The 12,650-nt window shown below is 33.0% G+C and carries 15 protein-coding genes; 11 read left to right on the forward strand and 4 right to left on the reverse strand.

Annotation, left to right across the window (positions count from 1 at the left end):
• The first annotated feature begins 4 nt into the window (after positions 1-4).
• Positions 5-571, forward strand: a complete 567-nt coding sequence (locus ACSVH9_RS15345) for a PhnA domain-containing protein (protein ID WP_159685568.1) — start codon at positions 5-7, stop codon at positions 569-571.
• 78 nt (positions 572-649) lie between these two features.
• Here the strand turns inward: ACSVH9_RS15345 and ACSVH9_RS15350 are convergent, their stop codons facing one another.
• On the reverse strand, positions 650-1,093 hold the full coding sequence (locus ACSVH9_RS15350; RefSeq protein ID WP_159685566.1) for a hypothetical protein: 444 nt from the start codon (positions 1,091-1,093) through the stop codon (positions 650-652).
• Positions 1,094-1,236: 143 nt separating this feature from the next.
• Entirely contained in the window at positions 1,237-2,583 is a 1,347-nt protein-coding gene (locus tag ACSVH9_RS15355) for a DEAD/DEAH box helicase (RefSeq protein ID WP_438064466.1), read from the reverse strand.
• A gap of 116 nt (positions 2,584-2,699) precedes the next feature.
• On the opposite strand from ACSVH9_RS15355, the gene ACSVH9_RS15360 reads away from it, so the two are divergent.
• A complete protein-coding gene (locus ACSVH9_RS15360; protein WP_438064467.1) occupies positions 2,700-4,427 on the forward strand; it encodes a M14 family metallopeptidase in 1,728 nt (575 codons plus the stop codon).
• 13 nt (positions 4,428-4,440) lie between these two features.
• On the opposite strand, the gene ACSVH9_RS15365 is transcribed toward ACSVH9_RS15360, so the two are convergent.
• On the reverse strand, positions 4,441-5,043 hold the full coding sequence (locus ACSVH9_RS15365) for an NUDIX hydrolase (protein ID WP_438064468.1): 603 nt from the start codon (positions 5,041-5,043) through the stop codon (positions 4,441-4,443).
• A gap of 7 nt (positions 5,044-5,050) precedes the next feature.
• Between ACSVH9_RS15365 and pyrE the strand changes: the two genes are divergently transcribed.
• Both pyrE and ACSVH9_RS15375 read left to right on the forward strand, forming a co-directional pair.
• On the forward strand, positions 5,051-5,698 hold the full coding sequence (gene pyrE / locus ACSVH9_RS15370; protein WP_438064469.1) for an orotate phosphoribosyltransferase: 648 nt from the start codon (positions 5,051-5,053) through the stop codon (positions 5,696-5,698).
• Positions 5,699-5,721: 23 nt separating this feature from the next.
• The gene (locus ACSVH9_RS15375; protein WP_438064470.1) at positions 5,722-6,114 is read left to right on the forward strand and encodes an SRPBCC family protein; all 393 of its coding nucleotides are present in this window, start codon (positions 5,722-5,724) and stop codon (positions 6,112-6,114) included.
• Positions 6,115-6,165: 51 nt separating this feature from the next.
• Here the strand turns inward: ACSVH9_RS15375 and ACSVH9_RS15380 are convergent, their stop codons facing one another.
• A complete protein-coding gene (locus tag ACSVH9_RS15380) occupies positions 6,166-6,894 on the reverse strand; it encodes a biotin--[acetyl-CoA-carboxylase] ligase (RefSeq protein WP_438064471.1) in 729 nt (242 codons plus the stop codon).
• Between the two features lie 96 nt (positions 6,895-6,990).
• Between ACSVH9_RS15380 and rsfS the strand changes: the two genes are divergently transcribed.
• The 7 genes from rsfS (at position 6,991) to ACSVH9_RS15415 (ending at position 12,607) form a co-directional block, all read left to right on the forward strand.
• A complete protein-coding gene (rsfS, locus tag ACSVH9_RS15385; RefSeq protein ID WP_064714671.1) occupies positions 6,991-7,362 on the forward strand; it encodes a ribosome silencing factor in 372 nt (123 codons plus the stop codon).
• 16 nt (positions 7,363-7,378) lie between these two features.
• Positions 7,379-9,304, forward strand: a complete 1,926-nt coding sequence (gene ftsH / locus ACSVH9_RS15390) for an ATP-dependent zinc metalloprotease FtsH (RefSeq protein WP_438064472.1) — start codon at positions 7,379-7,381, stop codon at positions 9,302-9,304.
• A gap of 116 nt (positions 9,305-9,420) precedes the next feature.
• Positions 9,421-10,017, forward strand: a complete 597-nt coding sequence (locus ACSVH9_RS15395) for a lactate utilization protein B/C (protein WP_438064473.1) — start codon at positions 9,421-9,423, stop codon at positions 10,015-10,017.
• 2 nt (positions 10,018-10,019) lie between these two features.
• Positions 10,020-10,910, forward strand: coding sequence for a phosphatidate cytidylyltransferase (locus tag ACSVH9_RS15400; RefSeq protein WP_438064474.1), 891 nt, complete (start codon positions 10,020-10,022; stop codon positions 10,908-10,910).
• A complete protein-coding gene (locus ACSVH9_RS15405) occupies positions 10,900-11,553 on the forward strand; it encodes a phosphatidylserine decarboxylase family protein (RefSeq protein WP_438064475.1) in 654 nt (217 codons plus the stop codon). The genes ACSVH9_RS15400 and ACSVH9_RS15405 overlap by 11 nt, the downstream gene beginning before the upstream one ends.
• Positions 11,553-11,828, forward strand: a complete 276-nt coding sequence (locus ACSVH9_RS15410) for an acyl-CoA-binding protein (RefSeq protein WP_438064476.1) — start codon at positions 11,553-11,555, stop codon at positions 11,826-11,828. Before ACSVH9_RS15405 ends, ACSVH9_RS15410 begins: the two co-directional genes overlap by 1 nt.
• Positions 11,825-12,607, forward strand: a complete 783-nt coding sequence (locus tag ACSVH9_RS15415; protein WP_315142443.1) for a superoxide dismutase — start codon at positions 11,825-11,827, stop codon at positions 12,605-12,607. Before ACSVH9_RS15410 ends, ACSVH9_RS15415 begins: the two co-directional genes overlap by 4 nt.
• Positions 12,608-12,650 lie beyond the last annotated feature (43 nt).

Consider the following 12,650-nt stretch of genomic DNA (forward strand, 5'->3'; position numbering starts at 1 on the left):
AAAAATGAGTATAGAAAGAGAATTAAACAAACGCAGTGGAGGAAAATGTGAACTTTCAGGTGTTACCGAAGATTTAAAAGTATATCAAATTCTTCCCACTCGAAAAGGTGGACTAGATGAAAGTGTTTTAATCAACGCTACGCTTATTGACCAAATAGAAAATCCTGAAAAAATGGACATTAATCTTTGGAGATGCTTGAATGACAGCATGTGGAGCGAACACCTTCCGGTTCAAGTTCTTTCTTGGCGAATGTTGAGTAGATTGCGCAATCAAGAATTACTAGACCAAATGTACCTAGACGAAGATGATTTAGCATGGGCTCAAGCAACTGGCGAAGGAGAAGAAGATGAAAACAAAATTATTCACAGAGACAGTAATGGCGTAATTCTAGAACATGGTGATTCTGTAGTCTTGATTAAAGATTTGAAAGTAAAAGGTTCTAGTATGGTAGCCAAACAAGGAACTGCTGTAAGAAACATTCGTTTGGACCATGAAAATGCTGAATACATCGAAGGAAAAGTAGATGGTCAACAAATTGTAATCATAACACAATACGTTAAGAAAATATAATTTTAGCAACTTCAACAAACAAAAAAGTCTATTCTTAAACAAAATAGACTTTTTTTTATTTCAATCTTGTAAGCAGAATTATGCTTTTTGAAACAATTTATCAACTTGTTCTGGCGTCAATGGTTCAGAGATATTATTTGAAACACCTTCTTTACTTGAAACCATAAATTGCACAGTAACTTTACCTGGACCACCAACATTATAATGCAACCAAACATAGTTATTAGGCAATTCTAATTTAATGTCACTCAACGGAGAAGCTGAAAATCCATTGGTGATAATGGTATGCAAACTGTTGTAAGCGTTATCCACATCTTTGAATGTAAATTTTTTTACACTAGCTGCTTCTTCTTCGTTTTGCATACTAGCATAATAAACAGTGTACTCATCGCCCATTTTTTGAATATAAAAATTAGAATTTACTCTTCCTAATTTTTCTATTGGCACGGTTTGAAGCACCTTGATTTGACCAAAAGTCACTACACTAAACAACAAAACTGCAATCGTAATAATTTTTTTCATAATTAATTTGGGGTTTATTATTCAACCCTAAAAAAACGGAATAATTATTAAAATTTGATGCTCAGAATTTTAATTTATTAACAATAAAAAGTGAAAAATCTTAAAAACCTCATAAGAAACTAGAATACAGGAAATTACAAAAACTAATCTTCTTCTTTTTTGATTACTTTTCTAGCCACTTCGATTTTAAATTTTTTACCTTTCATCTTTTCATCTTTCACTAAGCGAAGCAAATCTTTGACTTTATTGTATTTTACAGCTGCAAAAGAGATAAAATCTTTGACTTCAATCAGTCCTAAATCACCTTTTTCTAGCTTCCCCTTTTGAGAAAAGAAACCAACAATATCAATCTTATTGAGTTTATTTTTTTTACCTCCGCTAATGTAAATTGTTTGAAAATGTGGTGGTTTTGGCAATGTTGTAGTTGAACTTAGCTCCAAGACCGGCATAGCATAATCAATGTAATCCAGTTTTTTTTCACTTTCGTTTACAATTAAATAAGCCGTACCAGAGGCCAACATACGAGCAGTTCTACCATTTCTGTGTGTAAACTCCTCTTCTTTTAATGGCAAATGATAATGAATAACGTGTTTCATTTCTGGGATATCCAATCCACGAGCAGCTAAATCAGTAGTAATTAAATAGCTCATACTCCCATTTCTAAACTGAATCAAAGCACGTTCTCGCTCTTCTTGGTCCATACCGCCATGGTAGTAAGTAGCATAAATCCCTTTTTCATTCAGCGTATCACTTATGCGCTCTGCAGCATCTCGATGGTTACAAAAAATAATTGCTGCTTCGGATTTTAAAGAGCAAATCAACTGAAACAAAGTCATCAATTTATCTTTATCCTTTGAAATAATCATTTGAAGAGATAGATTATTTTCCTCTTTATGTTCAGGTATAAAATCTAGAACCAATGGATTAACAACACGAGTGTATTTTGGAATCTCAATACCAGAAGTAGCCGAAACCAACACCCGTTTATTGAGTTTTGACAATTTACCTATCACAAAAGACATTTGCTCGTGAAACCCAAGTTGCAAAGACTTATCAAATTCATCTAAAACTAAGGTTTGGATTTTATCTAAACGAAAAGTACCTCTATCAATATGGTCTGCAATTCTTCCCGGTGTCCCTATCAAAATAGCAGGTGGATTACTTAAATTTTTAATTTCAGTATCAATTGAATGACCTCCATAACAAACGTTTACCTTATAACCCGTACCCATTTTTTTCCAAACTTGTTCAATTTGTAAACCTAACTCGCGAGAAGGAACCAAAATTAAACATTGAACAGAAAGAATCTCGGGCTGCAAAAGCTCGAAAAGAGGCAATAAGAACGCCAATGTTTTTCCCGAACCTGTTGGGGATAACAATAAGACATTATTTTCATTGATAATCGCATCATGCGAGACTTCTTGCATCTCATTTAGGGCTGAAATCCCCAAATTAGAAAGAATCGGATTGAAATTGTGAGTTGTATTCATGCTGCAAAAGTAGTCAAAATAGTTGGCAGTGCCTATTTTGAGCGTTTCACACAATCGTTCCAATGAAACTTTAAGAGAAATAAGTATATTTGACTTTCGTTCAAAATAACAACCTAATGAAATCTATCTTCAACCTACTTTTACTATTCTCTCTTTCTGTACTATCCCAAAAAAACAACAAATACGATACGTTTTTTGAAAAAGGAAATGGAAATCAATCTGCTACTTACGAAGAAACCATTCAATATTACAAACTTTTAGCCAATGACTTTCCAACGATTAAAGTACAAGAAGCAGGAATGACCGATAGCGGTTTCCCTTTACATATAGTTGTTTTTAATCCTGATAAAGAATTCGATTTTAAAAAAATCACTACTACCAAAGCCGTAATCCTTATTAATAATGGAATTCATGCCGGAGAGCCAGATGGTATAGATGCTAGTATGCAATTATACAGAGATTTGGCGCTAGGTAAGATTAAAGCACCCAAAAACACCGTTTTAGTCTGTATTCCGGTTTATAACATAGGAGGTGCATTAAACAGAAATTCGACTTCGCGTGCCAACCAAAATGGTCCTGAAGAATATGGCTTTAGAGGCAATGCCAGAAACTATGATTTGAATCGCGATTTCATAAAATCAGACACCAAAAACACCAAAAGTTTTGTTTCCATTTTTCAAACTACAAATGCTGATGTATTTATTGACAATCACGTGAGCAATGGCTCAGATTATCAATACAAATTGACATACATAATGACCCAGCACAACAAACTAGGGACTGCTTTGGGGAATTTTTTAAATGAAGAAATGATGCCTGCTATTGTAAATGATTTACAAAAAAAGAAAATAGAAAGCACTCCCTATGTCAACACTTTTTCCGACACACCTGATAAAGGTTTTGGTCAATTTTTTGAAAGTCCCCGTTTTGCAACTGGCTACACTTCTTTATTCAACACTATCGGATTTGTTGTTGAAACGCATATGCTAAAAAAATATTCGGATAGAGTAAAAGTTACTTACGAATACATGCGTTCAGCCATCGATTTTACAGATACAAATTATCAAAAAATCAAAATGCTTCGCGTTCAGAACGAAGCTCAATATTTACCAAATAAAAAGTACACTATTAAATGGGAATTGGATACCACAAAAAAAACAACAATTCCATTCTTAGGTTTTGAAGCAAGTTACAAAAAAAGCGAGGCAACTACTGGCAATCGTTTGTTTTATGACCGTACAAAACCGTACAAAAAAGAAGTTCCTTTCATCAAAGAATTCAAAGCAGTAAAAGAAATTGAAATCCCCAAATATTACATTATTCCACAAGGTTTCTGGCCCGTAATCGATTTACTAAAACACAATGGAATCAAAATGAAAGCAATAAAAAACGATACGCTAATAACCGTTGAACGCTATCGTATTGCAGATTTTAAAACCACGCCCAATGCTTATGAAGGTCATTATTTGCATCGTAATACAAATGTGAAGTCAACAATAGAAAAAGTATCTTTTAGAAAAGGAGATTTTTTGATAACTACACAACAAAAAGGAGTAAAATACCTCTTAGAAACCCTTGAGCCAGAAGGTGTCGACTCTTTCTTTAATTGGAATTTCTTCGATACGCTATTGCAACAAAAAGAAGGCTATTCTGACTATGTTTTCGAAGATACTGCCGCTCAATTACTAAAAGACAATCCCAATTTAAAATCCGAATTTGAAGCCTTAAAAGTAAAAGACCCTGCTTTTAATAAAAATCCAGAAGCACAATTGGACTGGATATATAAACATTCCGACTATTACGAAAAAGCACATCTCAATTACCCAGTATATCGAATTTTATAGCAAAAAAAAGCTCCTATTTTAGGAGCTTTTCTTCTTCAAATAACAATTTTATATTTTCATAGGAATTTTTTAATGCCTCTTTGATTTCTTCAGGATTCAACCAGGCTACTTTTTCAATACCCTCCTCTAGTTGTCCTTGTGGAGTTCCCTCAAACTTAGACTGCATTTCAAACCAATGGGTCACTTTGAGTTTGTATTTGCCATTTCGCTTAAAAACGTGATAGGTTTTTTGAAGTTTTTTTACAATTTGCAATTTATTAACTCCCGTTTCTTCTTCAACCTCGCGCATTGCGGTAATCTCAATCTCCTCCCCTTTCTCAATTCCGCCTTTAGGCAAATCCCATTTCCCATTTCTAAAAATAAACAAGACTTCCCCTTTTTTATTATAAACCAATCCACCTCCAGCTTTACAGACTGGTATTTTTGCCTTCAATGTTTTCATAATTTCCCTTTCATCAGGGTGATACAAATAGGCTTTCTGGATTTTATTTTGAAAAATTTTAACTATAATTCGCTCTACATCAATACTATCTAGCAGGAATAATTCGAAATCTGTCTCTTTAGAGATTTGATTTGTCAAAAAAAGTGGTTTGTCGTTAACAAAAACTTTATACATTTGTATTATGATTTTTAATAAAGATACTGCCGAAAAAACAGCCGAATTGCTTTTGCAAATAAATGCAATTAAATTGAATCCCGGAAATCCTTTTACGTGGGCTTCTGGCTGGAAATCTCCTATTTATTGTGATAATCGTCTAATTCTTTCATTTCCAGTGATAAGAAATTATGTAAGAGACGAATTTTCTAAACACATCGAAAAACAATTTGGAAAACCAGATGTTATTGCTGGTGTTGCTACAGGCGCCATTGGTATTGGGATGCTTGTTGCAGAAAGTATGGGACTTCCATTTGTATATGTTCGTCCTGAGCCAAAAAAACATGGTAGACAAAACCAAATTGAAGGCTTTTTGCAAAAAGGTCAAAATGTAGTTATTGTTGAAGACCTTATCAGTACAGGTGGAAGCAGTTTACAAGCCTTTGAAGCGCTAAAAGAAGCGGGAGCTGTAGTAAAAGGTATGGCAGCCATATTTACCTATGGATTTGATGTTTCAGAAGAAAATTTCAAAAAAGCCAATTTAGACTTGTACACCTTGAGTAACTATCAAAATTTACTCAACCTAGCTGTTGCCAAACAATACATTACAGAAAAAGAAGAAAGCACATTAAGAGAATGGAATGCATCACCATCAACATGGGGTGTTTCAGAATAATACAATTTAACAGATAAAATATAATGAATTTAGAAAGCCCAAAAGTTACTGTATCAAAATCTGCTCAAGAACTTTTTGATTTATTGACAGATGTCAGAAACTTTGAAAAATTAATGCCTGAAAACATCGCAAAATTTGAAGTGATTGGAGATGACGCTTTTATTTTTGGATTAAAAGGAATGCCTGAAATCAAACTAAAAATGAAAGAAAAAGTTGCACCAAACAAAGTAGTTCTTGGCGCAGCTAGTGACAAATTACCATTTACACTTACCGCTTCGATTGATGCAGTTTCTGACAACAATAGCGATGTAAAACTAGATTTTGTTGGCGAATTCAACCCTATGATGGCCATGATGATTAAAGGACCAATTGGTAAATTTATCGAAACCTTAGCTACAAATATGACCAAATTATAAATCATATTTTGAATACTACTAAAATGGCAAAAATTAGTTTTTGCCATTTTTTTAATACAACATCTGTATTTCTTTTATATCAAATTCCGCAACACTATCGTCTTCCAACAAGACTTGTAACTTTCCTATATCAGAAACCCCTTGAATAATCCCCATAAAATGAGATTCGTTTTCATCTGCAAAAGGCATTGGAATCCCCTTTTTAAAAAGTAAATGAGTGTATTCCTTCCAAAACTGAATTTCATTTTCCTTCCAATACACAATTTTTTGTTTAAAAGTATCAACAATCAATTGCAACAACAATTCTCTATCGAATTCGGCTTCACATACTAAAGATAAAGAAGTTGCCTTTGGTAAATCAATAAAATTGGTTTGATTGACATTTAGTCCTAAACCAATAATCGACTCTATACTTCCATCACTTTTAATGCTGTTTTCAATCAAAATGCCACCAATTTTTTTATTGTATGACATTATGTCGTTTGGCCATTTGATACTTAATCCAGGAACCTTATAGCTATTTAAGGCATCAATAACTGCTAAAGAAAAGACAATATTCAAATGAAACAACTCATTAATATCCTTAAAAACATCTTTCAGCAAAACACTCATTATCAAATTTCTACCCGCTTCAGATTCCCATTTTTGTCCCATTTGGCCTTTCCCTTTGGTTTGCATTTCAGCGGTAACTACAGTAAAATTAACCGTTTCAGGAAGAACAGAAATACCTTTAAGGAAATCATTTGTAGAATCTATGGCATCGAGTTTGATTAACTTCATTTACTATTTTTTAAAAAACATAATTTAATATTATGTTAAGGTTCAAAAATAATCACAAAAAATGGTAACTTTACAAACTTATATTAAAAATAATTCATGGCGAAAAAGACTATTAATAATGATGTTTTACTAGCAAACATCATCAAAGGAATCGAAGAGGTAAAAGGAAATGATATTGATATTCTTGATTTAAGAGAAATTGACACTGCCGTATGTGATTATTTCATAATTTGCAACGGTACTTCTAATACACAAGTAAACGCAATTGTCAATTCAATTCAAAAAACAGTATCCAAAGAACTTAAAGATAAACCTTGGCATGTTGAAGGAACTGACAATGCAGAATGGGTATTGATGGATTATGTGAATATTGTTGTTCATGTATTTCAAAAACACATTCGCGAGTACTACAATATTGAAAGTCTTTGGGGAGATGCCAAAATAACAACTATCGAAAATAAATACTAAAGAAACTTAACTTCTAATGGCTAAAGAGAATAATCCAAATTCCAATAAATTTAAAATAAGTCCTTGGTTAATTTACGCGGCGATACTTATCATTTTTCTATTAATAAATTTTGCAACTGGAGGTTCAAGCCTACAAGAAGCATCACAATTGACTTCTTCTAAATTCAATGACTATTTAGAAAAAGGGCAAATAGAAAAAGTTATCGTTTACAATAAATCTGAAGCAGAAGTATTCTTGAATTCAGCTGCTTTAAAAGAAGCTACTCATCAAAAAGTAGCCAAAGATGTCTTTGATAGACCTAACAAAGGACCTCACTATACTTTAGAAATTGGTAATGACCAAATTTTCCAAACCAAATTAGAAAAAGCGGTTAAAGAAGGAAAGCTAAAAGACTTTAACTTTTTACAGAAAAACAATTGGTCTGATATTTTGATTAGCCTGCTCCCAATCATCATTATTATTGGAGTATGGATTTTCATTATGCGAAAAATGTCTGGCGGAGGAGCCGGAGGTGGAGGACAGATTTTCAACATTGGAAAATCTAAAGCAAAATTATTCGACGAAAAAACAGATATCAAAACCACATTTAAAGATGTTGCTGGTTTAGAAGGAGCAAAAGAAGAAATTCAAGAAATTGTTGAATTCTTAAAAAACCCAGAAAAATACACCAATCTAGGAGGTAAAATTCCAAAAGGAGCCTTATTAGTAGGACCTCCAGGAACTGGAAAAACCCTTTTAGCGAAAGCCGTAGCAGGCGAAGCGCAAGTACCTTTCTTCTCCCTATCAGGTTCTGATTTTGTGGAAATGTTTGTAGGTGTAGGTGCTTCACGTGTTCGTGACTTATTCAAACAAGCCAAAGAAAAATCACCTGCAATTATCTTTATTGATGAGATTGACGCAGTTGGTAGAGCTAGAGGAAAAAGCAATATGTCAGGCGGAAACGACGAACGCGAAAATACATTGAACCAACTTTTAACAGAAATGGATGGTTTTGGAACCAACTCCAATGTAATTGTTTTGGCAGCTACAAACAGAGCCGATGTATTAGACAAAGCCTTGATGCGTGCGGGACGTTTTGATAGACAAATTTTTGTTGATTTACCAGATATCCGTGAGAGAGCAGAAATCTTTGCGGTTCACTTAGCTCCAATTAAAAAGGTAGAAGGATTAGATTTAGACTTCTTAGCTAAGCAAACTCCTGGTTTCTCTGGCGCTGATATCGCTAATGTTTGTAACGAAGCTGCGCTGATTGCTGCACGTAACAATAAAACAGCTGTAGACCGTCAAGATTTTCTTGATGCTGTAGATAGAATCATTGGTGGTTTAGAAAAGAAAAACAAAATCATCACCCCTGATGAAAAAAGAGCTATCGCGATACACGAAGCAGGTCACGCAACAGTTAGTTGGATGTTAGAACATGCTGCACCGCTAATTAAAGTAACTATCGTACCTCGTGGTCAAAGTTTAGGAGCTGCTTGGTATTTACCAGAAGAAAGACAAATCGTTAGAACAGACCAAATGTTAGACGAAATGTGTGCAACTATGGGTGGAAGAGCTGCTGAGAAAGTAACCTTTGATAGAATTTCTACTGGTGCATTGAGTGACTTAGAAAAAGTAACTCGCCAAGCTAGAGCCATGGTAACTATTTATGGATTGAACGATAAGATTGGTAACGTAACCTATTACGATTCTACAGGTCAAAATGAGTACGGGTTCTCAAAACCTTATTCTGATGATACCGCTAAAATTATTGATACTGAAATTTCTGAATTAATTGAAGGGCAATACCAAAGAGCTATCAAAATATTAGAAGAGAACAAAGACAAACTCAACCAATTAGCAGATATTCTAATTGAAAAAGAAGTGATTTTCAAAGATGACTTAGAAACAATTTTTGGAAAACGTTCTTTCGACCAAAATCTAGAAGAAACCGTTTCATAGAAAACGAAGACATAAATCAGCTTTTTTTTAAAATCTTAATTCAAAATCAACTTTTGAATTAAGATTTTTTTATCTTTGACCGATTTCCAATAGATTATTAAGAATAGTAACCCAATATGAGTCTTTTCAGAAAATTTTTTAGTTCTGGTCAAACAAATTCAGATGAAGATAAAAAGATCAATAAAACCTCTTTTGATCAAAACGTCCCTGTTGATGAACAGTTCATCTTTAATTTTAAAAGAAACGGTGGTAAATTTCTATATTGCGATTCATTAAACGAGGTAAAAGAACAATTCGAAAATATATTGGAAGAAAATGATTGGTTCGAAAGTGAAGCACTTTGTTTTGAACCCACCTTATTCCCAATGCTAAAAGAAAATAATATTTTCTTTGACAAACCTCAAAACCCTAAATTTTTATTAGCTACTTGTGAAAACTTAGTTTCTGATGAAGGATCTATTTCGTTTTCTTCAAACCAAATCAAACAAAAAAAACCAAATGAATTACCTGTTAATATGGTAATTATTGCTCACACAAGTCAAATCATCTCTGGCAAAAGCGAAATTCTTAGTGCAATCAAAAACAAGTACAAAAAAGAATATCCTAGTAATATTACGACCATAAAATATTTCGAAAAAGCACAAGAAGAAGATTTTACTCAGTATGGAAGTGCTGCTAAAAATTTATACCTTATACTACTAGAGGATCTATAATAATGAATGAAACGCTTAAACGATCCTTATCAGGAGCGGTATATATAACTTTATTACTCGCTTCAATTCTTTATTCTACTGAAAGTTTTTTTATACTATTTGGTGTTTTTTTGATCATTGCCTTATATGAATTTTGCAATTTGGTTCAAATGAAAGCTGCGTTGCCTATTCTATTAGGAACACTACTCTACTCGTTTGTGACCTTGGTAAGTCATTATGCTACCGAAACCACAGCATTTATAAATAGAGCTTTTCAAACTCAAATAAATCTTGAAATAAATATTCAAAAATTAGATTTAGCATTATTGGCCGTAACAATTGTTGTATCTATCAAATGCATATTGTTTTTATTTTATGATTCCGTTCAAAAAGTAAGTACTTCGTCCAAATACTTATACCTACTTGGCTATATTACTTTACCTTTTATTTTTATAACTAAAATTTCGTTTGGTATCAATGATTATAATCCAAAAATCATTATTGGTTTATTTATATTGATTTGGACCAATGACACTTTTGCATACATCGTTGGAAAATCGATGGGAAAACACAAATTATTTGAAAGAATTTCACCCAAAAAAACTATAGAAGGATTCCTTGGCGGTATTGCTTTTGCAGTTTTTGCAGGATATTTAATTTCAAAATTATACATAGAACCCAAACCTGAGTTTAGCCAAAAATCAATACTAATTTGGACTTTTATCGCTTTAATCGTTGGTATAATGGGAACAATTGGAGATTTAATTGAATCTAAATTCAAACGAATTGCCGAAGTAAAAGACAGCGGAAGTATTATGCCAGGACATGGAGGCATTCTAGATCGACTAGATAGTGTTATATTTGTAGCGCCGATTATATTTTTATTTTACCAAATTTTAAATTATGTTTCATAAAGAAGGAACCCCAAGCATTTTATTAGGAACTACTTTTACAGCAGTTGTCTTGTTATTATCTGATTATTTAATTTCTACCAATTGGATTAAAATGACCATACAAATTGCAACTTTGGTTTTTCTAATTATCATTTTGCAGTTTTTTAGAAATCCAAAACGTACCGTAATTTTAAATGAAAACCAAATTCTTGCACCTGTTGATGGTAAAGTAGTTGTAATTGAAGAAGTTTATGAAGGAGAATATTTTAAAGACAAACGTTTGCAAATTTCAATTTTTATGTCTCCTATCAATGTACATGTTACTAGATATGGTTTAAGTGGTATCGTAAAATTCAGCAAATACCATCCAGGGAAATTCCTTGTAGCTTGGCATCCAAAAGCAAGCGAAGAAAACGAAAGAACTACAGTTGTTGTTGAGAACGCAACTTTTGGCGCTGTTTTATACCGCCAAATTGCTGGAGCATTAGCTAGAAGAATTGTTAATTATGCACAAGAAGGAATGCAAGTAGTTCAAGGAACAGATGCAGGTTTTATAAAATTTGGCTCAAGAGTAGATTTATTTTTACCTTTGGGTACACCAGTTAATGTAGTTTTAAATCAAAAAGCTATAGGTGGTAAAACTATTATTGCAACAAAGGCATAATGACCAACGAAGAGCTAGACATACAATTTCAAGAAGCATTTGACAAAGCTTCCAATATGACACAACCATTACCTCCAGACGTAATGTTGCGTTTGTATGCCTATTACAAACAAGCTACTTTTGGCACCTCTAATTACAATAGAAATGACAACTTTGATTTAAGAAATGCATTCAAAACAAATGCTTGGATTCAAATAAGTCATTTAACACAAGAAGAAGCCAAAACGTTATACATAGAAACCGTAAACGAATTATTAAAAAATAGTGAATCATGAGAAAATCTTTCTTTTTAATACCTTCTTTTTTATTCGTTTTTTTGTTGACAAGCTGTAATAAAAAAGAATTAATTGAAGTAGTTGAAGTCCCTCTTCCTGCTGCAGAACAAAAAATCACCATAGGCAATCCCGAAGATGTAAAAGCGGACGATGGTTCTTTTCAAGTAGAAGCCTTACCTTATAAATATGATGCCTTATCACCATCTATTTCGGCTTTGGCATTAGAACTTCATTATTCAAAGCATTATTTAACGTATACCAATAATTTAAACAAAGCCATCAAAGGAACTCCTTTAGAAAACTTAACCATTGAAGAAGTTCTAACCAAATTAGATATCAATAATGCAGATATGCGAAATAACGCAGGAGGGTATTATAATCACAGTCTTTTTTGGAAAATAATGGGACCAAAAGCGGGTGGTGTTCCAAAAGACACTTTGGCAGGAGCCATTACTAAAGACTTTGGCTCTTTTGAAAATTTCACTACACAATTTAAAAATACCGCTTCAAAGCATTTTGGTTCAGGTTGGGTTTGGTTAGTGGTAGATCGCGAGGGAAAACTCCAAATTACTAGTACACAAAATCAGGACAACCCATTGATGCCTTTAGTCCCTGTAGTCGGTTATCACGGAAAACCTATTTTAGCTTTAGATATCTGGGAGCATTCGTATTATATAGATTACCAATACAAACGAAAAAATTATATTGATGCCTTTTTTAATGTGATTAATTGGAATAAAGTCAACGAGAATTATCAGGCAACCTTTAAGAAAAAATAAATTAGACGTTAGCAAGCGAAAAATCTATTCGAATACCAAATTA

This window comes from Flavobacterium sp. RSSB_23, assembly GCF_051547145.1.
In the GTDB taxonomy this organism is placed as follows: domain Bacteria; phylum Bacteroidota; class Bacteroidia; order Flavobacteriales; family Flavobacteriaceae; genus Flavobacterium.

Coding starts and splice junctions, on each gene's coding strand:
- ACSVH9_RS15345 (WP_159685568.1), top strand. CDS start 5: ATGAGTATAGAAAGAGAATTAAACAAACGCAGTGGAGGAAAATGTGAA.
- ACSVH9_RS15350 (WP_159685566.1), bottom strand. CDS start 1,093: ATGAAAAAAATTATTACGATTGCAGTTTTGTTGTTTAGTGTAGTGACT.
- ACSVH9_RS15355 (WP_438064466.1), bottom strand. CDS start 2,583: ATGAATACAACTCACAATTTCAATCCGATTCTTTCTAATTTGGGGATT.
- ACSVH9_RS15360 (WP_438064467.1), top strand. CDS start 2,700: ATGAAATCTATCTTCAACCTACTTTTACTATTCTCTCTTTCTGTACTA.
- ACSVH9_RS15365 (WP_438064468.1), bottom strand. CDS start 5,043: ATGTATAAAGTTTTTGTTAACGACAAACCACTTTTTTTGACAAATCAA.
- pyrE (WP_438064469.1), top strand. CDS start 5,051: ATGATTTTTAATAAAGATACTGCCGAAAAAACAGCCGAATTGCTTTTG.
- ACSVH9_RS15375 (WP_438064470.1), top strand. CDS start 5,722: ATGAATTTAGAAAGCCCAAAAGTTACTGTATCAAAATCTGCTCAAGAA.
- ACSVH9_RS15380 (WP_438064471.1), bottom strand. CDS start 6,894: ATGAAGTTAATCAAACTCGATGCCATAGATTCTACAAATGATTTCCTT.
- rsfS (WP_064714671.1), top strand. CDS start 6,991: ATGGCGAAAAAGACTATTAATAATGATGTTTTACTAGCAAACATCATC.
- ftsH (WP_438064472.1), top strand. CDS start 7,379: ATGGCTAAAGAGAATAATCCAAATTCCAATAAATTTAAAATAAGTCCT.
- ACSVH9_RS15395 (WP_438064473.1), top strand. CDS start 9,421: ATGAGTCTTTTCAGAAAATTTTTTAGTTCTGGTCAAACAAATTCAGAT.
- ACSVH9_RS15400 (WP_438064474.1), top strand. CDS start 10,020: ATGAATGAAACGCTTAAACGATCCTTATCAGGAGCGGTATATATAACT.
- ACSVH9_RS15405 (WP_438064475.1), top strand. CDS start 10,900: ATGTTTCATAAAGAAGGAACCCCAAGCATTTTATTAGGAACTACTTTT.
- ACSVH9_RS15410 (WP_438064476.1), top strand. CDS start 11,553: ATGACCAACGAAGAGCTAGACATACAATTTCAAGAAGCATTTGACAAA.
- ACSVH9_RS15415 (WP_315142443.1), top strand. CDS start 11,825: ATGAGAAAATCTTTCTTTTTAATACCTTCTTTTTTATTCGTTTTTTTG.